The organism is Qipengyuania sp. NPDC077563, from assembly GCF_044901345.1.
GTDB classification, from domain to species: domain Bacteria; phylum Pseudomonadota; class Alphaproteobacteria; order Sphingomonadales; family Sphingomonadaceae; genus Qipengyuania; species Qipengyuania aestuarii.
This window is the reverse complement of record NZ_JBJDPC010000003.1, coordinates 280,362-301,172: the sequence shown is the minus strand read 5'-3', so window position 1 is coordinate 301,172 and position 20,811 is coordinate 280,362. Positions and strand designations below refer to the sequence as shown.

The window sequence follows — 20,811 nt, the reverse complement described above, 5'->3', positions numbered from 1 at the left end:
ACGGTTCCGAGGCCTTGCGACAGTTTGGTGTCAATTCTCCGCGCGGACCTCGAGAACGATCTTCCCGATATGATCGCCTTCTTCCATCCGCGCATGAGCCGCAGCGGCATCGGTCAGAGAGAATTTTTGATCCATGACTGGCGCAACGGTCCCGTCCTCGAACAACGACCAGACATTCTTGCGGATTTCGTCACCCAGAAGCGCTTTGAATTCGTCCGACCGCGGGCGAAGCGTCGAACCGGTCATCGTCTGGCGCTTGCTCATCAGTTTGGCCATATTGATCTCGGCCTTGGCTCCTCCGAGCGCAGCGATGGTAACGTGCCGCCCCTCTACCGCAAGACAATCCAGATTTCGCTGAACGTAATCGCCCGACACCATATCGAGGATGACGTCAGCACCCCGACCATTCGTGAATTCATTGACCTTTTCGACGAAATCTTCAGTCTTGTAATTCACGGCAAGGTCCGCGCCTAATTCCTTGGCGGCCTTACACTTCTCCTCGCCCCCCGCAGTTGTGACCACCCTTAGAGCGTAGGCTTTAGCCAACTGGATTGCCATGGTGCCGATACCGCTCGTGCCGCCATGCACAAGCAGCGTCTCGCCATCCATTGCGAAGCCGCGCTCGAACACATTGTGCCAGACGGTGAAGAGCGTTTCCGGAATGGCAGCAGCCTGAGCCATGTCCATATTCGCGGGCACGGAAAGGCAGTGCCGCTCGTGCGCGATGCAATATTCGGCATAGCCACCGCCATTGACCAGCGCACACACCCTGCGGTTCAGCATTTCCGGGGCGACCCCCTTACCGATCGCGACAACTTGGCCGGAAACTTCCAGCCCCGGGATAGGCGAGGCTCCGGGAGGCGGGGGATAGGACCCCTTGCGTTGGAACACGTCCGGCCTGTTTACCCCTGCATGGCTGACTTTGATCAGAACCTGATTTTCGCCAGCTACCGGTAACGCCAACTTCTCGCTGCGCAGAACTTCGGGTTCGCCTGGCTCGTCAAATCCCATGGCGGTCATCGTTTCAGGTAGTTCGGTCGCCAAGAATGCCCCTCCGTTGCCAAGAATATGGCGGTTGAACGGTGCATTACCCCGCAGGCGTGTTGACAGCAACCGGCCTCGGTACGAATGTGTCTCGCGATGGAAGAGGACGATCGTCCGCGCCTTAAGGGCGATTCCGCGAGCAAGCTCGCCGCAGAAGATCTCGCCCCCTATTCCCAGGACGAACTCGACGTACGGATTGCCTTGCTCGAGGCCGAGATAGCCCGCGTCAAATCGCACCGTCTCAAGGCCGCCGCACATCGCGATGCCGCCGAAGCATTGTTCGGACGCAAGGACTAGCCGCGGTGCAGGGTCTTCAAACCTGTCGCTTGCCCCCCATATTGCCTCATACAGCTTTGGCTAACTTTCGCCGCTTAAGCTGCCCTCATCTCGCACTGCCGCGAGCCCTTCGGAAAAGCAGAGACGCACATGCCCAGTTTTGCCGCCAACCTTGAAAAGACCCTCCACGCCGCGCTGACCGACGCGGGCGAGCGGCGTCATGAATATGCCACGTTGGAGCATCTCCTGCTCGCGCTGATCGGGGACGAGGATGCAGCGCAGGTGATGGCCGCTTGCGGCGTGGATACCGACGAGCTGATGGCGGTCGTGAAGCAGTATCTCGAGCAGGAATATCAGTCGCTGAAAAGCGAGGATGGCGCCGATCCGCAGCCCACGGCTGGTTTCCAGCGGGTGATCCAGCGTGCCATCCTGCACGTCCAATCTTCGGGTAAGGACACTGTCACTGGTGCCAATGTTCTCGTCGCCCTGTTCTCGGAACGCGACAGCTATGCCGTCTACTTCCTTCAGCAGCAGGATATGAGCCGGCTGGATGCGGTAAGTTACATCAGCCACGGGATCGGCAAAGGCGGCAAGCAGGCAGACAGCAAGCCGCCCCAGGGCGCCGAGGATACCCAGGGCGCCGAACAAGGCGTCGAGAACGGGAAGAGCGACAAGAAGGAAACCGCTCTCGACCAGTTCACCGTCAATCTCAACAAGAAGGCAGAAGATGGCAAGGTCGATCCGCTGATCGGCCGCGGCCCCGAAGTCGATCGCACTGTACAGATCCTCTGCCGCCGTTCGAAAAACAATCCGCTGTATGTGGGCGATCCCGGAGTAGGCAAAACCGCGATTGCGGAAGGCCTCGCTCGCAAGATCGTCGAAGGCGATGTGCCCGAAGTGCTCGAAGAGGCAGTGATCTATTCGCTCGATATGGGCGCTCTGCTTGCCGGAACGCGCTATCGCGGCGATTTCGAGGAGCGCCTGAAGCAGGTTGTCAACGAACTCGAAGGCATGCCCGAGGCGATCCTGTTCATCGACGAGATTCATACTGTCATCGGGGCCGGCGCCACCAGCGGCGGGGCGATGGATGCCTCGAACCTTCTGAAGCCCGCTCTTTCGAGCGGGGCGATCCGTTGCATCGGATCGACTACCTACAAGGAGTTTCGGAACCACTTCGAGAAGGATCGGGCGCTGCTGCGCCGGTTCCAGAAAATCGACGTAAACGAACCGACGATCGAAGACACGGTGGCCATCCTGAAGGGTCTGCGCAGCGCCTTCGAGGATCATCACAAGGTCAAATACACCTCGGACGCAATCAAGACTGCGGTCGAACTTTCGGCGCGCTATATCAATGACCGCAAGTTGCCGGACAAGGCAATCGATGTGATTGACGAAGTGGGCGCGATGCAGATGCTGGTTCCCCCAAGCCGCCGCAAGAAGAAGATTACTTCGAAAGAGATCGAAGCCGTCATTGCGACCATGGCGCGGATACCGCCCAAATCAGTGTCTAGCGATGACAAGAAGGCGCTTCAGAATCTTGATCGCGATCTCAAGCAGGTCGTCTTCGGGCAGGATGCCGCGGTCGACAAGCTGGCTACTGCAATGAAGCTGAGCCGTGCTGGGCTGCGAGACCCGGACAAACCGATCGGCTCGTTTCTCTTCTCGGGGCCCACTGGCGTCGGCAAGACCGAAGTCGCGCGCCAGCTCGCCAGTATCATGGGCATCGAGCTCAAGCGGTTCGACATGTCGGAATATATGGAGCGCCACAGCGTTTCGCGCCTGATCGGCGCGCCTCCGGGCTATGTGGGATACGATCAGGGCGGACTTCTGACCGATGCGATCGACCAGAACCCGCATTGCGTGCTGCTGCTCGACGAGATCGAGAAGGCGCACCCTGACCTGTTCAACATCCTGTTGCAGGTGATGGATAACGGCCGCCTGACCGATCATCACGGCAAGACCGTGGACTTCCGCAATGTGGTGCTCATCATGACCACCAATGCCGGTGCGTCCGATATGGCAAAGCAGGGGATCGGATTCGGTGACGTATCGCGCGAAGATGCCAGCGAGGAAGCGGTGAAGCGCATGTTCACGCCGGAATTCCGCAACCGTCTCGATGCTATCGTGCCCTTCAGCTATCTCGGCAAGAGCACAGTGGCGCGCGTGGTCGACAAGTTCATTCTCCAGCTTGAACTCCAGCTTGCCGAGCAGAATGTCGACATCCAGTTCGACAAGGAAAGTCGCGCCTGGCTGGCCGACAAGGGCTACGACAGGCTTTATGGCGCTCGTCCGATGGGCCGCCTGATTCAGGAAAAGATCAAGCAACCATTGGCTGAAGAACTACTGTTCGGAAAGCTGGCCGATGGCGGCGAGGTCGCGGTTACCATGAAGGACGGAAAACCGTCCTTCGAACTCACCCCGGCGCCGCCAAAATCGAAACCGAAGAAGAAGGCAGCTGGCAATGAAAAGCCCGATGCCGATGCGAGCGAGAGCAGTGGATCGGGCGACGGCGAAAGCTGATTGCCACCCGAACTTCTAAGAGGGGTCGACGCCGGTCGGCCTTTTTTGCATCTCATACCTTTAGATTGGTGTTTTTCTTGCTGCTGCCCCCGATAATCCATAGGCTGGCCTGACCAATACGGTCCGGGGGGTTCATGTCGGTTCTGCAAGTTTCCAATCTCGTCAAAAGGTTCGACAACGTTCTGGCGGTGGACGATTTGTCTTTCTCCGTCTCGCAGGGAGAAATATTCGGTTTCCTCGGCGGCAATGGTGCCGGGAAAACAACCACGCTGCGCATGGTGCTGGACATCATTCGCCCCACTTCGGGCAGCATTACGGTCCTCGGAGGAGCCCCTGACCGGCGCCAGGCCAATGCCATCGGCTTCCTGCCCGAAGAGCGTGGGCTCTATTCGGGCATGAGCGCCATCGACACCATAATTTACTTTGGACGCCTCAAGGGCATGAGCCCTGGCGATGCCCGTCGGCGCGGCATGGCCCTGCTCGAACGCTTCGATCTCGCCGGGCGCGCCAAAAGCGATATCGGTGACATGTCGAAGGGGATGGCCCAGAAAGTTCAGCTCGCGACCGCTCTTGTGAACGACCCGCAATTACTGATGCTGGATGAACCCTTCTCCGGCCTAGATCCCGTCAACCAAGGTCTACTCGAATCCGAAATTCTGAGCGCCTCGCAGCGTGGCGCAGCAGTGATATTTTCCACCCACGTCATGCAGCATGCCGAGCGCCTGTGTGACCGGCTGTTGCTGCTGCGCAAGGGACGTAAGCGTTTTGAAGGAACGCTGGAAGAAGCACGCGGGCAACTGCCCGCCAGCCTTGTCGCTGTATCCAAAAGCGACTTGTCCGATATCGCCGGCGTTCATTCGGCCTCGGCAATCGGCGATGCGAGCGACGGCTGGCAGGAATACCGCGTTCAGCTGGCCCCGGGCATCGCGCCCGAAAGCATACTCGAACATTGCTCCACTTCGGGCATAGCATTGCGGCGCTGGGACGAGCGCCGCGCCAGCCTGCACGACATTTTCGTCCACATGGTCGGCGAAGAGGGGGTCCAACAATGATGAACAACGTGCTGCTCGTCGCCGGTCGCGAAATCCGTCAGATCCTGGCAATGAAGAGCTTCTGGCTGACCTTGCTGATCCTGCCCGTTGCGCTTGCGCTCGGCCCGATCTTTACCAGCACGCTCGACGAAGACGAGCCAAGCCGCGTCGTAATCGTCGACCGGTCCGGCGGGGACGTGGCAGCCGCGATCGAAGCGCGGTTCATGGCTGATGACGACCGCGCCACGCTGCGTCGCCTGTCGCGTTACGTGCAACGTTACGATCTGGAAGAAGCCGATCCGCAGGCTGTGTGGACCCAGCATGACCGGTGGTATACCGACGCCGATATCGCGACGTTCAGAGCGAGCGGCGGGGTCGATAGTGCACTGGAGAAAATCGCCGCTGTTAAGCCAGACGGCGTGCCAGACTTCGAGGATGAAAATCCCCGCTACACCTTCACGCCTGCCACTTCGCAGCTGGAGGGTCTACAGGGGGAGGAATTCGGCCAGGCGGCTCAGGCTTTGTTCGACAGCGATGCCGACGATGCGCCTGAAATGGTCGTGCTGATCGGCGAGAATTATCCTGAAAATCCCGAAATCGGTCTTTTTTCCGCCAATCAGCCGAACCCGGTTTTCGTGTCCGGATTGCAGGAAACCCTGACCGGCGATCTCCGCACGCGCTTGCTCGCTTCGCGCGGGATCACCGGCGCAGAAGCTGCCGCTATTCAAAGCGCGGTCCCGGCGATCGCGGTCAGTACCCCGCCTCCGGGGGGAGGCGCGCGTGAAGCCTTGCTGGTGCGCTCCATCGTGCCGCTGGCGCTGGCCTATATTCTGATGATGAGCCTGATGCTGACCGGCAGCTGGATGCTGCAAGGATCGGTCGAGGAGCGCTCGAACAAGCTCCTCGAATCCCTTCTCGCCTGCATCCGCCCGGAAGAATTGATGTACGGAAAACTTCTAGGCGGTCTCGCGGTAGGCCTCTTGATGATCCTCGTCTGGGGCGGGTGCGCCGGGATTGCCGCTTACGCCACGCAAGGAGTTATTTCGGATTTGATCCGGCCGGCGCTGGAACCGGTCTCGTCGCCCGGCATCATCCTGGCAATCCTCTACTTCTTCATCGCTGGATACATCCTGATCTCGGCCATGTTTGTCGCCATCGGCGCGATGGTCGATTCGATGAGCGAAGCGCAGGGCTATCTCATGCCGGTCATCCTCGGTCCGCTGCTGCCCATAACCTTCCTCATTCAGGCTATTCTTGCAGGCAAGGATAGCATGCTGATCGATCTGCTGACCTGGATCCCGTTGTGGACGCCCTTCGCGGTCCTGGCGCGATTGGGCCTCGGCATCGAGACATGGGTGATGATTGCCGCAGGGGCATCGTTGGCCGTGGCCATTCTGGTCGAGATGATTTTCATCGGTCGCCTCTTCCGCGCAAGCCTGCTCGCAACTGGTCAGAAGCCGACACTGAAGCGTGTGCTCGCGCGCTTCCGCGCGCAGCCACAATAACCGGGTCGCGGCATCGCAGCGGGAACGCATGAGCGCGGTTCTCGCTTCATAGGGCGATGGCCGCGCCCTTTTCCTGGATAAAACCCGAACCGCACGGGATTTACATTCCTCCGGCCGATTGCTGGGTCGATCCCAGCCGCGCCGTCGACAACGCGCTGGTTACCCACGGCCATGCAGACCATGCACGCGGCGGGCATGGCCAGACCGTTGCCACCCCGGAAACGCTCGCCATCATGGAATTACGCTATCGCACCGGGGCGCAAGACGAGGCGGGCGAGATCCCGCACAAGGCCGTCTCGGTGCAATATGGCGAAACGATCCGGCTGAAAGGCGGCGTCGATGCGACCTACATCCCAGCAGGTCATGTGCTTGGCAGCGCACAGATCCTGCTTGAACACGCAGGAGAGCGCGTGATCGTGACCGGCGACTACAAGCGGAGGGCCGACCCGACCTGCCCACCTTTCGAAGTAACGCCCTGCGATATCTTCATCACCGAGGCGACCTTCGGCCTGCCCGTATTCGAACATCCACCGATCGCGGAGGAGATGTCCAAACTGCTCGACCGCCTGGCCGCCCATCCCGACCGCTGCGTGCTGGTCGGTGCCTATGCGCTTGGCAAGGCGCAGCGGGTCATCGCCGAGTTACGCGCTGCTGGACACCGCCAGCCGATCTACCTTCATGGGGCGATGGAGAAGATGTGCCGTCTTTACGAGGAGCACGGCGTGGATCTCGGCGAATTGCGTCTCGTGGCCGATGTGCAGAAAGACGATTTGCGGGGACAGATCGTTATTTCTCCCCCTTCCGCATTGAATGACCGCTGGAGCCGGCGACTGCCTGAACCGATCACCGCCATGGCAAGTGGGTGGATGCGCGTGCGCCAGCGTGCCCGCCAGCGTAATGTCGAACTACCCCTGGTCATATCCGACCATGCCGACTGGAACGAATTGACCCGGACGATCCGTGAGGTCGACGCGCAGGAAAACTGGATCACGCACGGCCGCGAAGATGCGCTCTTGCGTTGGTGCCAACTCCACCAGCGCCGCGCCAAAGCGCTTGCCCTGGTAGGATATGAAGAGGAAGACGACTGAGGCGTGGAGGAGTTCGCCGCCCTTATCGATGCGCTGGTCTATACGCGCAGCCGCAACGAGAAATTGCGGCTCATCGCAGACTATCTGCGTGCGACGCCCGACCCGGATCGTGGCTGGGCTCTCGCTGCGCTATCCGATGGGCTCGATTTTCCAGCAGTTAAAAGCTCGACCATCCGCAACCTCCTCAAGGATCGGATCGATCCGGTTCTGTGGACCCTGAGCCGCGATTTCGTAGGCGACACTGCGGAGACCGCAAGTTTGCTGTGGCCTGCACCAGAAACCGCGCTCTCCCCTCCGCCGGTTAGTGAAACGGTCGAATTGCTGACCGCCATGAGCCGCAAGTCGGTGCTAACTGAACTGCCCAAGCTCCTGGATCGGCTGGATTCTTCAGGGCGCTACGCGCTGCTCAAATTGGCGACGGGCGGAATGAGGATCGGCGTGAGCTCGCGGCTGGCCAAAACCGCTTTCGCGCAGGCTTTCGCGGTGTCAGTCGACGATGTTGAGGAATATTGGCACGGTCTCACCCCTCCCTATGCCGATCTGTTCACCTGGGCCGCCGATGGCGGCGATCCGCCCGACATCGAGAACCTGCCAACCTTCCGTCCATTCATGCTCGCCCACCCCTTGGAGCAGACGGTCGTCGACCTTGAGGATTACGCAGCAGAATGGAAATGGGACGGTATTCGCGTTCAGCTCGTGCGGGCGGGCGGGGAAAGTCGGCTCTTCTCGCGATCGGGTGACGATATCTCCGCGACATTCCCCGAATTTCTCGATCCCTTGACGATGAACGCCGTCCTTGACGGTGAATTGCTGGTACGAGGCACTACTCAGGGCGGTGAAGCGGGAGGTGCCGCCAGTTTCAACGCCCTTCAGCAAAGGCTGGGCCGAAAGACGGTTTCGAAGAAGATGCTGCAGGAATATCCTGCCTTCATCCGGCTTTATGATGCTCTGCTGATCGAGGGAGAGGATTTGCGTCCTCTGCCTTGGACAGCACGGCGATCGCGGCTTGAAGCGCTGGCGTCACGACTTCCGGATACTTATTTCGACCTGAGCTCGGTCGTGGAGGCGGCTGATTTTGAAGACCTTTCGCGCATTCGTGATGCCAGCCGCGAGGACGCCATCGAAGGCCTGATGCTCAAACGCAAGGACAGTCCCTATATCGCCGGCCGGCGTGTGGGATACTGGTACAAGTGGAAACGCGACCCGCTGCTTATCGATTGCGTCCTGATGTATGCGCAACGCGGGAGCGGAAAACGATCGAGTTTCTTTTCGGATTACACCTTCGGTTGCTGGGACGGCGACCCGGACAGAGGGGCGGACCTTCTACCGGTCGGGAAGGCATATTCCGGGTTCACCGACGAAGAACTCAAGAAGCTGGACAAGCATGTTCGCCAGAACACGATCAATCGTTTTGGCCCAGTGCGCGAGACAGACAAGAGCTTGGTATTCGAAGTGGCATTCGACAGCGTCCACGAGAGCAAACGACACAAATCGGGCCTCGCGATGCGCTTTCCGCGGATACACCGCATCCGTTGGGATAAGCCGCCCCATGAGGCTGATCGGATCGAAACCTTGAAGAACCTGATCGCCGATTGATATCGGTATAGTTGAGAGCCAGTGGCCGGAAAGGGCTTTAAACCTCTAACCGAAAAGTCTTTTCACGCGCGGTGTCGCCGCGCAGGAGGTGGCACCGAGACCGTGCGATGCCAAACGCGCGTGCGATCATTTCGCAGAGCGCGCGATTGGCGGCACCGTCCTGCGGCTTTGCCCGCGTCTTGATGATCAGCTGCCCCTGTTCGATCTTCATGGCATCCTGCCGCGCTCCCGGCGTTGCTTTGATGCGAAGCCGACCTTCAGGATCGAGAAGCGCCAACAGATCCTCTCGATCGGGAAACTCAACTGCTGAGCGCTTCATCGACCGCCGCAGAATGTAATTTCGCGTTTTCCGCATAATGAGCCACACCCATGCGCATACCCGCAATGGCGGAATCGCTGAGATCCTTCAGCTTCTTGGCTGGTCTTCCCGCCCACAGTTCGCGCTCGCCCATCGTCTTTCCTTCGGTCAGCATCGCGCCGGCTGCCAGCATCGCGTCGCTGGCGATGACTGCCTTGTTCATTGCGATTGCACCAAGTCCGACAAAGCCCCTGTTTTCAATGCGGCATCCATGGACCATGGCCATGTGACCGATCAGAACATCGTCCCCGATGATGAGCGGGCTGCCATCTGGATCGCCGGGACGCTCCGGATCGCAATGAAGGACACTGCCGTCCTGCACATTGGTCCGCTCTCCGATGACAATGCGGCTGACGTCTGCACGAAGGACGCAATTGTACCAGATGGAACTGTCCGCACCGATGGTGACGTCACCGATGATGGTGCAACCCGGGGCGATGAAAGCGCTTTCGTGAATTTCCGGCGACTTGCCGTTGATCGGTATAATGGTGACGCCGGGGCGGCTCTTCATGACTGGCTCTCCCACTGCTCTTTGGTCAGACTGTAAAGGATGGTGCGGCGATCATCCGGAGGAAAGGCCGGATCATCGAAATCCAAATCCTCCCGGCGGATCATGCCGAGCTTTTCCATAAGCTTCCAGCTTGGCACATTCGGCCTGCTGGTCAGGGCTACGATTGCTGGAAGGTGCAGTCTTGCAAATGCCCAGTCGAGAATTGCGCGAACTGCCTCTTCGGCATAGCCGCGCCGCCATCGATCCTCGCGGATCACCCAGCCGATCTCGGCATCGCCCTTGTTTTTGGCCAATTCATTGTCCACGAGTTTGAGGCCCGCATGGCCGACCAACTCTCCGCGTTCCTTCTCGATCAAAAAGAGGAAGCTGAAACCGTGGCGGGCCTGCATCTGCATGGTCTTCGCATGCTTGGCTTCGATCTCATGCATTTCTTTCGGCCCGCCCAGCCTTGCCATCACCTCCGGGCTGTTGAGCATACGATACTGCAGCTCGGCGTCCCCTTCTCCGATCGTGCGAAGGATAAGACGGTCGGTTTCGGCGATGATGTCAGGCATCGGGTCTCCGCCACTCCTCGCGGCTAATCGAATAGACGATGATCATGTCGTCTCCGAAATCCGAATTCGGGAAATCGAGATCCTCCCGCCGCGTCATGCCCAGCCGCTTCATCAGCTCCCAGCTGGCGTCATTAGGGGCAACTGTCAGAGCGATGACTTGCTCGGCTGCAAAACTCTCAAACGCCACCTCAAGGGCGGCTGCCGCGGCTTCTTTGGCGTAGCCCCTGCCCCAAGCATCCTCTCGCAGGCGCCAGCCAACCTCCATTTCTCCAAGCGGCCCGCCGGCCTGGTTTGACCGTTTCAGGCCGCAAAAACCGAGTATCGCCCCATCCTCTTTGCGCTCGACCACCCAGAAAGTGTGCCCGTGATCACGCTGATAAGACAGCAGTCTTTTCTGTACCGCTGTGCGCTTGACGTCATCGCAGACGCCCCCCAGCCAGCGCATGACGGCAGGTGTGTTGGTGGCCCGCCAGAAGGGCTCCCAATCCTCATCCTGCCAATCGCGCAGCACGAGCCGTTCGGTCTCGCGGCGGAAGTCACCCATTCAGGAGGCGCGCAGCAAACGGGGCGTGATAGGTTAGAATCCCGGAGCATCCGGCGCGCTTGAAGGCAATAAGCTTTTCCATGAGCAGCGCCTCGCGGTCCGCAATCCCAGCTGCCGCACCGGCTTCGATCAGCGCATATTCTCCGCTTACCTGATAGGCAAAAACCGGTACGCCGAATGCCTCCTTCGCACGCCAGATCACATCGAGATAGGCGAGACCCGGCTTGACCATGACGCTATCGGCGCCCTCGGCAATATCCATGCCGATTTCGCGCAGCGCCTCATCTCCGTTGGCAGCGTCCATCTGGTAGCTTTTCTTGTCCCCTTTCAGAAGACCGCCGGACCCAACCGCATCGCGAAATGGGCCATAGAATGCCGAGGCATATTTCGCCGCATAGGCCATGATCTGGACATTCGGCTTGCCATTCATCTCGAGCGCCATGCGGATTGCCTTCACGCGGCCGTCCATCATGTCTGACGGCGCAACAATATCCGCGCCCGCTTCTGCCTGCGTCATGGCTTGGTCTACGAGTACAGCGACGGTTTCGTCATTCAGTACGTAGCCTGCGTCATCCAGCAGACCATCCTGGCCGTGGCTGGTATAGGGATCGAGCGCCACATCGGTCAGAATGCCGATGTCATTGCCGCAAGTGTCGCGAATCGCGCGGATCGCGCGGCACATCAGATTGTCGGGGTTGAGCGCCTCATCCCCGCGTTCGCTGCGATTTTCCGCGGGCGTGTTAGGAAAAAGTGCCACGCAAGGAATGCCCAGCTCTACCGCCTCCCTGGCGCGCTTGGCGATTTCATCAACCGACCACCGCGATACCCCAGGCAAGCTTGCCACCGGTTCTTCGATATTTTTGCCGCCAGTCACGAAGAGTGGCCAGATCAGGTCGGCTGGCGTCAATATGGTCTCGCGGACCATCGCCCTGCTCCAGCTGTGAGCTCGGGTTCGACGCAGGCGGGTTGCGGGATAGCTAGCGTTGATCATCGCCGGGGCATTGCCCCAAAGCGGCGGTCGGCGCAATCCGCGGAGGGCGCTCAACCGATCTTGCGCGGGCGGTCGAGCTTATCGATTTCACGGTCCGGCGTTTCGGCGGCCGATTCTTCTGCCGTCGGAGCAAGATCGGCTAGCGCTGCACCCTCTTCAACGTCCTGAAGGATGCCCAGAGCGCTTCGAAACCGTTCCAGTTCCGCACCCGAGAGCTGCTTGCGCGTGACGAAGCTTACCGAGGCGGGATTGATGGCGCGGCCACCCTGATACATTTCATAATGCAGGTGGGGCCCGGTGGAGAGTCCTGTCGAGCCGACATAGCCGATCACTTGTCCGCGCCGCACCGATGCCCCGCGGTTTACGGCGATCCGGCTCATATGACAGTAACGCGTGTCGATTCCGTTGGCGTGACGGATCCGCACGGCATTGCCGCATCCACCCATCCTGCCCGCACCGATAATCCGGCCGTCTGTGACCGCCACGATGGGTGTGCCGTGACGCGCCTTGAAATCCACGCCGGAATGCATGCGCTTGTAGCCGAGGATCGGATGTCGGCGCATTCCGAAGCTGGACGTCATCCGGCCCGGCACCGGGGCAACCAGCCCCCCTTTCTCTTCGCCAACGCCCTTGGCATCGTAAAAATCCCCTTCCGATCCCCAGCGCATCAATTGCAGATCCCCGCGCGCTCCCCTTTCGAGTCCGGCGAACAACAATTGTCCGGCCTGCCGCTCTCCGGTCGCAGCGCGGCGGTGCGAGACGATCATGTCGAAAGTGTCCGAAGCCTGCACTTCGCGCTGGACGTCGACCTGGCTCCCCAATGCCTTGAGATAGGCCTGGACGGCGCTGGTTGGCGCCCCGGCTGCCCGTGCGGATCGATAGAGACTATCGCCGACGACGCCGCGAATACGCAGCGGGGTCTCGTCCACCCGGATGGTGCGGCGCGTCAGATTGAGCGGACCGCCGGGCTGCATCCGATCGATTTGCAGTTCGAGATCGAACCGTGCCCGAAAGCTCAGCTTTTCCAAGGGACGTTTCGCATCGGGCTGCGGCCGCCGACCGAGTGTAATATCGATCTGTGTCCCTGGCTCAAGCTCGTCGAGAGGAACAGCCCTGCCGATTAGCGCAGCAACCGTATCGGCCTCGCTACCTCCCAGCCCGGCCCTGCGCAGCATCCGGTCCAGGCTATCGCCGCGGCCTAAGGTCGCCAGCATCTGCATTTGTGGTCGTTCGGGCGCTTCGGCCAGCGGACGCACCAATGCGGTCGGTCCCATCTTGCGGCCCGTGTCCGCGCCAAGGGCCAGCGGCATGATCACCTGGCTGCGATATTCGCTGCGGATCGCCGCATCGTCAGGAAGGGGAGAGGCTGCCTCGAGAGGGGCGAAGTCCGGCCAGAATGCGAAGGCAATTACGGACAGCCCAACAAATGTGCCAAGACCCCGAAACCAACGCCGTGATCCGATATCCGCCCCAAGGTCAGGCGCGATATCCAGTCCCTCGATGTGCGAGTAGATTCTTTGCCGGACCGACAGTTTGGGTGAAGAGCCACCCGTCGCCGTATGGAAGGTTGCGCCCACCGCCCCGGAGTTTTCGTACCCTTTGAGCTGTTTATCCTTCGAAAGGTTCACCCTTGCCCCTCGTGCGGTAGGCAGCATCCGCCAGGATGCGCCACCTGTGTGGTTTTGCGAATTGCGAGGCCATAGCGAATCAAGGTGAATTTCTTGCTAACTTTCGGCAGACCGAGTCCTGCACGCGGCCAATAGAGGGCAAAAGTCCCCCGCCTGTTGCACAGGTAATCGGAGACTGCCACTTAGGCCGCGTGACTGACGCCTCCATCAAGGCGGTCCTCGGACCAACCAACACCGGCAAGACCCATCTCGCGATCGAGCGCATGTGCGCCCATTCCAGCGGCGCCATGGGATTCCCGCTGCGGTTGCTGGCGCGCGAGGTCTACGACCGCGTGGTGGCCATCAAAGGCGAAAAACAGGTCGCTCTCATCACCGGCGAACAGCGCATCGAACCTCCCGATGCCCGCTATCTGTGCTGCACGGTCGAGGCGATGCCCCGTGCCGCCAACGAGCGAGCGTTCGTGGCCCTTGACGAGGCGCAGCTTTCGGCAGACCGCGAACGTGGGCACATTTTCACCGATAGGCTGCTGAACACTCGCGGGCGCGAGGAAACGATGCTGATGGGAGCGGCGACCCTTGCCCCCATGGTTCAGGCGCTGATTCCCCGCGCGGAGATTTCCGACCGGGCGCGTTTCTCGACCCTGACCCATATCGGGCCGCGCAAGCTGTCCCGGCTGCCGCCGCGCAGCGCTATCGTCGCGTTCAGCGCTGAACAGGTCTATGCCGTGGCCGAAATGCTGCGCCGCTTCAGGGGCGGCGCTGCCGTGGTCATGGGCGCCCTGTCCCCGGAGACCCGCAACAAACAGGTTGAATTGTTTCAGAATGGAGAAGTCGACTACATAGTAGCGACCGATGCCATCGGCATGGGCCTCAATCTAGACGTCAATCACGTCGCTTTTGCAGGCCTCACCAAGTTCGACGGCATTCGCATGCGGCGGCTTCATCCGGCGGAAATGGCACAGATTGCTGGCCGTGCGGGGCGTCACCAGCGGGACGGGACTTTCGGCACTTTGGCGGGTACGGGTGGAAAGATGGGGCCTGCCCCCGAATTCACCGATGAAGAAATTTACGCGATCGAAGAACATCGTTTCGCCCCGATAACGAAGCTCTTCTGGCGCGAACCAGAGCCGCGATTCGACTCGATCGGGACGCTGATTGCCGATCTGGAAACGCCGCCCGATCATGAGGCGCTGCGGCTCGCCCCTGAAGCGATCGACCTCGCGACGCTCAAGCGATTGGCCGATGAACCGATCTCGGTCTCTATCCGTGGTTCCGGTCAGGTTCGGCGCTTTTGGGAGGCCTGCTCGCTCCCCGATTTCCGCGCCCGGGGGCCGGATGTCCACGCGCGCTTTGTTGCGCGGCTCTGGCAGGACCTGGCACAAGGCTATATTGGTGCTGACTATGTCGCAGCACGCATCTCCGAACTCGACCATACCAGCGGTGATATCGATACGCTTCAGGGGCGGATCGCTGCGATCCGCAGCTGGGCATATATCTGCCAGAGGCCGGACTGGGTGCTGGCGCGCGATGAAATGGCAGCGCGCGCTCGCGGGGTCGAAGCAAAATTGTCGGACGCGCTTCATGCGCGCCTGACCGAACGATTCGTAAATCGAAGGACTGCAATCTTGATGAAATCGCTGGGACAGGACGCCTCCATGCTCCCGATCACACTCGCCGAAGACGGCACACTGCTGGTTGAGGACGAAGCCCTCGGCAAGGTCGAAGGCTTTCGCTTCACGGTCGATCCGTCGGCGAACCATGCGGATCGCAAAATGCTGCTTTCGGCGGCCGAAAAGGGCCTCCCGCGTATTCTGGGCGAACGCGCACAGGCGCTGGCCAGCTCCGACCTCGGCGAACTCGAGCTTTACCGCGGTGCAATCCATTGGAACGGGCAAATGATCGCGAAGCTTGAGCCACGCGAGGGGCAGCTCAAGCCGGCGCTCGATCCGGCCCGCGAGGTATCCGCCCTTCCTGACGCTCCGCGCAAGGCGTTACTGGATGCGGTCGATGTATGGCTCGACAAGAAGCTCGAACCGCTGGAACCGCTGCGGCGAATGCACATCGCCTCCGCCAATCCGGATGCCGGTTCGCAAGCTCGCGCGCTATTGCTCAACCTGATCGCCGGACATGGCTTTGTTACGCGGGAAAAGGCCGGGATCGAACACCTGCCAAAGGATATGCGCCCCTTCCTCCGCAAGATTGGGGTGACGTTCGGCGCGCTCGACATATTCGCCCCGCCGCTTCTCAAGCCTGCTGCGAGGCAGTTGCTCAGTGCACTCGGGATCGATCGGCGACCGCTCCAGGAAGCCATGTTGCCGGTCATCCCCGATCAGAAAAAACTGCCCGCCGGCTATCGCCATGCGGGCAGTCAGGCGATTCGCCTCGATCTAGCAGAGAAAATCTTCCGCGCCGCGCACGAAGCGCGTGCCAAGGCCGACAAGCAGCGTCGCTTTCGTTTCGATCTCGCCTTACCGATTTCCATCGGACTGGAGGAGAAGAATGCGGAACGTCTGCTTGGCCAGGCCGGCTTTCGCGTACAGCGACCGAAGCCGCTCGAGGAAAACGTCTTCGGCCCACCCAGGCCCGCAAGCTGGGAATGGCGCCCGTCACGCCGCAAGCAGGTGCAGCGAGGTCCAGCGCGCAAGGAAGCACCCCGCGAAGGAAGCGCTTTCGCGGGGCTTGCCGAACTGATGAAGCAAGGCTGACGTTTGAGGATCGACCGCCTGCTCTGCATGCTGCGCTTTTCGCGCACGCGCAGCGCGGCGCAGAGGCTGGTCGAGCAGGGACATATTCGCCTCAATGGCGAACGCGTGGTTCGCGGCAGCCGCGATGTGGCCGTGGGCGATGTCCTCACTCTACCGCTCGGAAAGTCGGTGAGGCTGGTCGAAGTGCTTGCCCTCCCCGAACGGCGCGGCCCTCCGCGCGATGCGCAGGAATGTTATCGGGAACTTGACCCCGGCGCATGAATAGCCATAGCAGCGCTCACACACACCACTCACAGGGAAAACGCACCCCATGACCTATGTCGTCACCGACGCCTGCATCAAATGCAAATACACAGACTGCGTCGAGGTCTGCCCGGTCGACTGTTTCTATGAAGGCGAGAACATGCTCGTCATCAATCCGTCGGAATGCATCGATTGCGGCGTGTGCGAACCGGAATGCCCGGCAGAAGCCATCCTGCCCGACACCGAAGACAATCTGGAAAAATGGCTTGAGCTGAATACCAAGTTCAGCGCCGAATGGCCGAACATTACCGGCCAGAAAGATCCGCCTGCTGATGCCGACGAGCACAAGGGCGAGGAAGACAAGTTCGAAAAGTACTTTTCGCCGGAACCTGGCGAAGGGGACTGAGGCCCGTCATCGGCGCGCTTTCAGACATCAAGGCAGCCTGGTCGGCGGGAAGCAGGGACAATATCTCGCTTATCGCCGCCGGGATCGCGCATTATGCCCTGCTTGCCCTCGTTCCCGCGCTCGGTGCGCTCGTTCTGGCGTACGGCGTGTTCGCCGATCCCCAGACCGTGGCGGAGCATATTCAATTGCTCTCAGCCAATCTGCCTGCGGCGGCGGCCGAAATTATCGGTGAACAGCTACGCAATGTAAGCGAAGGCGCGAGCGGGGCGAAGGGCCTTGGCTTGATCGCATCCTTGGCGGTGGCCATTTTCGGCGCTCGCAATGCTGCGCGGGCGTTGGTGACAGGGCTGAACATCGCGTTCCATGCAGGAGAGATGCGAGGGTTCATCGGCGGGAATCTGATCGCGCTGGCGGTCACGGCAGGGGGAATCGCCGGTCTCGTTGTAACCGGGGGAATATCGGCAGCATTGGCCCTGATTGCCGGGCCGTTTGGCACGCTGGCGAGTTTCTGTTTTCTGGCTGGGTCGGCCACAGTCGCGGCTGCTGTGCTCTACAGGTTCGCTCCAAACCAGCGGGCGACTCCGTGGCGCGCTGCATTTTCCGGCGGGGTGATCTTCGCTTTGGGATGGATCGTGGCGACCGCCGGATTCGCGTTTTACGCGGCGAATTTCGGGAGTTACAACGCGACATACGGTTCGCTTGGCGCAGTGGTCGTGCTCATCACGTGGTTCTACGTAAGCGCATTGATGCTTCTGCTTGGTGGAGAGGTCGCCGCCCTCAAGTCCGGAGCGGACGAAGCCTAGGCAGGCAAAGCTGCACAGACTCGCAATATTCGGTTTCTTATGCTATATAATGCAACAACTGCACCGGTCTGGCCCGGGCAGAAGTAAGAATTGAAAGGGCCGCTCACCCGCAACGTCGTTGGAAGACCGCCACCGCGAACCGATTGTAGGGGCGCGGTGTGCCGCTTTTATGGCGATGCTCCCCCTCCCCCGCGGCTCTGATGAAAGGATTGATGCATGGCGAGTAAGGCAGATGCCTTCGACGTTGGCGATTACGTTGTCTATCCCAAGCACGGTGTGGGCCGTGTCATCGAACTGCAGAGCGAGGAAATCGCGGGAATGCAGCTCGACCTTTATGTTCTCCGCTTCGAGAAGGAACGCATGACGCTGCGCGTTCCGGTCAATAAAGTCGAATCGATCGGGATGCGCAAGCTGTCCTCCGACAAGACGCTAAAGGAAGCGATGGACACGCTCAAGGGCAAGCCCAAGGTCAAGCGGACCATGTGGAGCCGCCGCGCCCAGGAATATGAAGCGAAGATCAATTCGGGTGAGATCGTCCTGATCGCTGAAGTGACGCGCGATCTTTTCCGTCCCGACGATCAGCCAGAACAAAGCTATTCCGAACGTCAGATCTTCGAAGCTGCATCCAGCCGTCTGGCACGCGAACTTGCTGCCATGGAAAAGACCGACGAGCCGACCGCTCTCGAGAAGATTCTGGACGTGCTGCGCGAACATGCGCCGCAGTATTATAACAACGAGGAAGAGGAAGCCTGATATACAGGCACTTTTCTTGAATATATGAAGGGGCCGCTTCGAAAGGAGCGGCCCTTTTTCTTGGCGCTTGAATCGCTTCACTATGTGTATTATACCGATAACACGGTATGAATTCGTGAACGCAGGAGGAGCGGCCGATGTTGAAGAAATTGATCAAGAGTACAGGTCCGGGCGCGGCGCTGGCCGCGGGGGTGATACTATCCGGCTGCAATGTCGATATGGTGGTCGGGGAAGGCAACGGTGTGCCCTTGGCCGAACTCGACCGGAGCGGCGATCCACCTTCGGAAATTGTCTTGGCCGGGCCCGATACGGTGATCATCGAAAAGGGAAACGAATTCGAGATTGAACTTTCAGGCGATACGCGCGCCCGCGAAGCCCTGCGGTTTGAACTGGAGGACAACTCCCTTGCGATATCCCGTGTCAAGGATAGCGAGAAGAATATCGGCACGGCTTCAGTCCGCTTGACGGTCCCCAGCCTGCAGGCGATCGTGCTTGCCGGTTCCGGCTCGATGGAAGCGGAATCGATGGACGATGATGCTGAGGTGACCATTGCCGGTTCGGGCACGGCGAAGGTCGATCGGCTCGCGGCAAACTCGCTTCAGCTGACCATTGCGGGCTCGGGTGACTTCGATGCCTCGGGCACGGCCACAGAAATGGAAATGACGATCGCAGGCTCGGGATCGGCCAATATGACCGGGCTCAGGGTGGACCGAGCCGAAGTCACGATCGCTGGGTCAGGGGATGCCGCCTTCGCCTCTGACGGCAATGTCGAGGCAAGCATCGTTGGCTCAGGCGATGTCACGGTAACCGGAAATGCGAGCTGCACGGCAAGCGCAATGGGTTCCGGCAAGCTTCGCTGCGGTGGAAGGACTGCCGAAACCGAATAATTCGGACCCGCGCAGCTATTCATCGTAAAATTATCGAGATGGGTCTAGGGCGGTGTATCGAAAGGATTGAACGATGCACCGCGCTGCCCTGATTTTCCTCGCTTCCACCAGCTGTCTTCTCGCCGGATGCCTGGGCACCGTGGCCGATGTTGTCACCGCCCCCGTCAAGGTGGCGGGAAAGGCAGTCGATCTCGCAACCACCAGCCAGTCCGAAGCCGACGAAAAACGCGGGCGTGAGATCCGCCGTCGGGAGGAACGCCTCGGCAAGCTGGAACGCGAATATGCCAAAGAGCTCGATGACTGCAATGACGGCGACCGCAGAGCCTGCGAAAAGGCGACAGCTACCTATGCGGAGATACAGCAGATCCTGCCTACGATCCCGGCAGAACCGGAACGTTAGGCTGGCGTCGCGGCCCGGCGGAGGCGATCGTTGATGGCTTGCCCCACCCCGATGTGAGGAATTGGAGCCACCGCAATCCGTGGCAGATCGGATTCAGCGGCGAGATGTAGACAGGCATAGAGCCGCGCGGCCGCTTCTTCTAGATCGCCTTCTACCGAGAGTGAGCAGTCGCCCTCAACCTCTCCAAATCCAATGAAAAACTCGTCCTCCACAACACGGATGACGTCGAGCCGCATTGGCTTTCCGGGGGCGTAGTGGCTCGCGAGCTGTCCTGGCGCTTCGATCTTGTGCCCCATCGTCGGGACAGGACCGATCCCGTCGAAGCTGATTGGCCCTGGCCGCAATTGGTCAAAAGCGCCGTCTGGTCGCACGGCGATTATGGTAGACTCTACTCCCGACTTGCAGGCCCCGCCATCGATCACGGCGTCGATGCGGCCATCAAGGGTAGCAAGGACATGGGTGGCAGACGTGGGACTGATAAAGCCGCTCCGGTTGGCAGAGGGTGCGGCCAAGGGAAAACCCGACATTTCGATCAAGGCACGGATAACCGGATGTGCGGGCATCCTTATCGCGATTGTATCGAGGCCCGCCGTCACTGAAGACGCCAGTTTCGCACTGTTCTTCGCAGGGAGAACGAGCGTCAGCGGCCCTGGCCAGTGCTGGGCTGCTATCCCTTCGGCGTTTGGCGAGAATTCCGCGAGCTGGCGCGCCATCTCCATGGACGAGACATGGACGATCAAGGGGTTATAGCTGGGCCTTCCCTTGGCGGCATAGATCCGCCCGACAGCTCCGTCATCATCCGCTCTCGCCGCTAGGCCATAAACCGTTTCGGTGGGCACAGCCACCAAGCCACCGGCGGCGAGAATTTCCGCAGCCCGGGCGAGGCCACTTTCTCCCGTGCCAAGCGTTTCCGTAACGTATTTGCCGCTCATGCTCGCGCGCTATATCTGAAGCGCCTTAAAGCCAAG

General features: G+C 60.3%; 21 protein-coding genes. 13 read left to right on the top strand and 8 right to left on the bottom strand.

Going from position 1 to position 20,811, the window contains the following annotated elements; all coding sequences use genetic code 11:
* Positions 1 to 30 precede the first annotated feature (30 nt).
* A complete protein-coding gene (locus ACI2I1_RS12570) occupies positions 31 to 1,044 on the bottom strand; it encodes an NAD(P)H-quinone oxidoreductase (RefSeq protein ID WP_404679382.1) in 1,014 nt (337 codons plus the stop codon).
* A 96-nt stretch (positions 1,045 to 1,140) separates the two neighbouring features.
* Here ACI2I1_RS12570 and ACI2I1_RS12565 point away from each other — a divergent pair, with 96 nt between their 5' ends.
* The 6 genes from ACI2I1_RS12565 (at position 1,141) to ACI2I1_RS12540 (ending at position 9,060) form a co-directional block, all read left to right on the top strand.
* Entirely contained in the window at positions 1,141 to 1,341 is a 201-nt protein-coding gene (locus ACI2I1_RS12565; RefSeq protein ID WP_404679381.1) for a DUF1192 family protein, read from the top strand.
* A 129-nt stretch (positions 1,342 to 1,470) separates the two neighbouring features.
* Complete coding sequence (clpA, locus tag ACI2I1_RS12560; protein ID WP_404679380.1) at positions 1,471 to 3,840, top strand: ATP-dependent Clp protease ATP-binding subunit ClpA; 2,370 nt, start codon at positions 1,471 to 1,473, stop codon at positions 3,838 to 3,840.
* Positions 3,841 to 3,974: 134 nt separating this feature from the next.
* Entirely contained in the window at positions 3,975 to 4,892 is a 918-nt protein-coding gene (locus ACI2I1_RS12555) for an ABC transporter ATP-binding protein (RefSeq protein WP_404679379.1), read from the top strand.
* Positions 4,889 to 6,376: an ABC transporter permease gene (locus tag ACI2I1_RS12550; RefSeq protein ID WP_404679378.1), complete on the top strand. Its 1,488-nt coding sequence runs from the start codon at positions 4,889 to 4,891 to the stop codon at positions 6,374 to 6,376. Before ACI2I1_RS12555 ends, ACI2I1_RS12550 begins: the two co-directional genes overlap by 4 nt.
* Positions 6,377 to 6,432: 56 nt before the next feature.
* Positions 6,433 to 7,464 carry a ligase-associated DNA damage response exonuclease gene (locus ACI2I1_RS12545; RefSeq protein ID WP_404679377.1) on the top strand — a complete coding sequence of 344 codons (1,032 nt, stop codon included), beginning with the start codon at positions 6,433 to 6,435 and terminating at the stop codon, positions 7,462 to 7,464.
* A 3-nt stretch (positions 7,465 to 7,467) separates the two neighbouring features.
* Positions 7,468 to 9,060 (top strand): cisplatin damage response ATP-dependent DNA ligase, encoded by a 1,593-nt coding sequence (locus ACI2I1_RS12540; RefSeq protein ID WP_404679376.1) that lies wholly within the window; start codon positions 7,468 to 7,470, stop codon positions 9,058 to 9,060.
* 37 nt (positions 9,061 to 9,097) lie between these two features.
* On the opposite strand, the gene ACI2I1_RS12535 is transcribed toward ACI2I1_RS12540, so the two are convergent.
* From ACI2I1_RS12535 to ACI2I1_RS12510, 6 genes are read right to left on the bottom strand one after another with little or no spacing between them, the layout of a single operon-like run.
* Positions 9,098 to 9,379, bottom strand: a complete 282-nt coding sequence (locus tag ACI2I1_RS12535) for a DUF167 domain-containing protein (protein ID WP_404679375.1) — start codon at positions 9,377 to 9,379, stop codon at positions 9,098 to 9,100.
* Positions 9,360 to 9,929, bottom strand: coding sequence for a gamma carbonic anhydrase family protein (locus ACI2I1_RS12530; protein ID WP_404679374.1), 570 nt, complete (start codon positions 9,927 to 9,929; stop codon positions 9,360 to 9,362). Before ACI2I1_RS12530 ends, ACI2I1_RS12535 begins: the two co-directional genes overlap by 20 nt.
* The gene (locus tag ACI2I1_RS12525; protein ID WP_404679373.1) at positions 9,926 to 10,483 is read right to left on the bottom strand and encodes a GNAT family N-acetyltransferase; all 558 of its coding nucleotides are present in this window, start codon (positions 10,481 to 10,483) and stop codon (positions 9,926 to 9,928) included. The genes ACI2I1_RS12530 and ACI2I1_RS12525 overlap by 4 nt, the downstream gene beginning before the upstream one ends.
* Positions 10,476 to 11,027: a GNAT family N-acetyltransferase gene (locus tag ACI2I1_RS12520; RefSeq protein ID WP_404679372.1), complete on the bottom strand. Its 552-nt coding sequence runs from the start codon at positions 11,025 to 11,027 to the stop codon at positions 10,476 to 10,478. Before ACI2I1_RS12520 ends, ACI2I1_RS12525 begins: the two co-directional genes overlap by 8 nt.
* Positions 11,020 to 12,018 (bottom strand): porphobilinogen synthase, encoded by a 999-nt coding sequence (gene hemB, locus ACI2I1_RS12515; RefSeq protein ID WP_404679371.1) that lies wholly within the window; start codon positions 12,016 to 12,018, stop codon positions 11,020 to 11,022. Before hemB ends, ACI2I1_RS12520 begins: the two co-directional genes overlap by 8 nt.
* A 50-nt stretch (positions 12,019 to 12,068) precedes the next feature.
* On the bottom strand, positions 12,069 to 13,673 hold the full coding sequence (locus ACI2I1_RS12510; protein WP_404679370.1) for a peptidoglycan DD-metalloendopeptidase family protein: 1,605 nt from the start codon (positions 13,671 to 13,673) through the stop codon (positions 12,069 to 12,071).
* A gap of 164 nt (positions 13,674 to 13,837) precedes the next feature.
* Here ACI2I1_RS12510 and ACI2I1_RS12505 point away from each other — a divergent pair, with 164 nt between their 5' ends.
* The 7 genes from ACI2I1_RS12505 (at position 13,838) to ACI2I1_RS12475 (ending at position 19,843) form a co-directional block, all read left to right on the top strand.
* On the top strand, positions 13,838 to 16,351 hold the full coding sequence (locus ACI2I1_RS12505; RefSeq protein ID WP_404679369.1) for a helicase-related protein: 2,514 nt from the start codon (positions 13,838 to 13,840) through the stop codon (positions 16,349 to 16,351).
* Positions 16,352 to 16,354: 3 nt separating this feature from the next.
* A complete protein-coding gene (locus tag ACI2I1_RS12500) occupies positions 16,355 to 16,612 on the top strand; it encodes an RNA-binding S4 domain-containing protein (RefSeq protein WP_221543771.1) in 258 nt (85 codons plus the stop codon).
* Positions 16,613 to 16,661: 49 nt separating this feature from the next.
* Positions 16,662 to 17,000 (top strand): ferredoxin FdxA, encoded by a 339-nt coding sequence (fdxA, locus tag ACI2I1_RS12495; protein ID WP_221543772.1) that lies wholly within the window; start codon positions 16,662 to 16,664, stop codon positions 16,998 to 17,000.
* Complete coding sequence (locus ACI2I1_RS12490; protein ID WP_404679658.1) at positions 16,997 to 17,803, top strand: YihY/virulence factor BrkB family protein; 807 nt, start codon at positions 16,997 to 16,999, stop codon at positions 17,801 to 17,803. Before fdxA ends, ACI2I1_RS12490 begins: the two co-directional genes overlap by 4 nt.
* 216 nt (positions 17,804 to 18,019) lie before the next feature.
* The gene (locus tag ACI2I1_RS12485; RefSeq protein WP_221543773.1) at positions 18,020 to 18,556 is read left to right on the top strand and encodes a CarD family transcriptional regulator; all 537 of its coding nucleotides are present in this window, start codon (positions 18,020 to 18,022) and stop codon (positions 18,554 to 18,556) included.
* 137 nt (positions 18,557 to 18,693) lie between these two features.
* On the top strand, positions 18,694 to 19,443 hold the full coding sequence (locus ACI2I1_RS12480) for a head GIN domain-containing protein (protein WP_404679368.1): 750 nt from the start codon (positions 18,694 to 18,696) through the stop codon (positions 19,441 to 19,443).
* Between the two features lie 73 nt (positions 19,444 to 19,516).
* Positions 19,517 to 19,843, top strand: coding sequence for a hypothetical protein (locus ACI2I1_RS12475; protein ID WP_221543775.1), 327 nt, complete (start codon positions 19,517 to 19,519; stop codon positions 19,841 to 19,843).
* Here ACI2I1_RS12475 and ACI2I1_RS12470 read toward each other — a convergent pair.
* The gene (locus tag ACI2I1_RS12470) at positions 19,840 to 20,775 is read right to left on the bottom strand and encodes an L-threonylcarbamoyladenylate synthase (protein ID WP_404679367.1); all 936 of its coding nucleotides are present in this window, start codon (positions 20,773 to 20,775) and stop codon (positions 19,840 to 19,842) included. The two genes, ACI2I1_RS12475 and ACI2I1_RS12470, sit on opposite strands and share 4 nt — an antisense overlap.
* Positions 20,776 to 20,811 lie beyond the last annotated feature (36 nt).

Bases quoted from the DNA above. Each gene is read 5' to 3' on its own strand.
- ACI2I1_RS12565 (WP_404679381.1), top strand. From the start codon at position 1,141: ATGGAAGAGGACGATCGTCCGCGCCTTAAGGGCGATTCCGCGAGCAAG.
- clpA (WP_404679380.1), top strand. From the start codon at position 1,471: ATGCCCAGTTTTGCCGCCAACCTTGAAAAGACCCTCCACGCCGCGCTG.
- ACI2I1_RS12555 (WP_404679379.1), top strand. From the start codon at position 3,975: ATGTCGGTTCTGCAAGTTTCCAATCTCGTCAAAAGGTTCGACAACGTT.
- ACI2I1_RS12550 (WP_404679378.1), top strand. From the start codon at position 4,889: ATGATGAACAACGTGCTGCTCGTCGCCGGTCGCGAAATCCGTCAGATC.
- ACI2I1_RS12545 (WP_404679377.1), top strand. From the start codon at position 6,433: ATGGCCGCGCCCTTTTCCTGGATAAAACCCGAACCGCACGGGATTTAC.
- ACI2I1_RS12535 (WP_404679375.1), bottom strand. From the start codon at position 9,379: ATGAAGCGCTCAGCAGTTGAGTTTCCCGATCGAGAGGATCTGTTGGCG.
- ACI2I1_RS12530 (WP_404679374.1), bottom strand. From the start codon at position 9,929: ATGAAGAGCCGCCCCGGCGTCACCATTATACCGATCAACGGCAAGTCG.
- ACI2I1_RS12525 (WP_404679373.1), bottom strand. From the start codon at position 10,483: ATGCCTGACATCATCGCCGAAACCGACCGTCTTATCCTTCGCACGATC.
- ACI2I1_RS12520 (WP_404679372.1), bottom strand. From the start codon at position 11,027: ATGGGTGACTTCCGCCGCGAGACCGAACGGCTCGTGCTGCGCGATTGG.
- hemB (WP_404679371.1), bottom strand. From the start codon at position 12,018: ATGATCAACGCTAGCTATCCCGCAACCCGCCTGCGTCGAACCCGAGCT.
- ACI2I1_RS12510 (WP_404679370.1), bottom strand. From the start codon at position 13,673: ATGCTGCCTACCGCACGAGGGGCAAGGGTGAACCTTTCGAAGGATAAA.
- fdxA (WP_221543772.1), top strand. From the start codon at position 16,662: ATGACCTATGTCGTCACCGACGCCTGCATCAAATGCAAATACACAGAC.
- ACI2I1_RS12485 (WP_221543773.1), top strand. From the start codon at position 18,020: ATGGCGAGTAAGGCAGATGCCTTCGACGTTGGCGATTACGTTGTCTAT.
- ACI2I1_RS12480 (WP_404679368.1), top strand. From the start codon at position 18,694: ATGTTGAAGAAATTGATCAAGAGTACAGGTCCGGGCGCGGCGCTGGCC.
- ACI2I1_RS12475 (WP_221543775.1), top strand. From the start codon at position 19,517: ATGCACCGCGCTGCCCTGATTTTCCTCGCTTCCACCAGCTGTCTTCTC.
- ACI2I1_RS12470 (WP_404679367.1), bottom strand. From the start codon at position 20,775: ATGAGCGGCAAATACGTTACGGAAACGCTTGGCACGGGAGAAAGTGGC.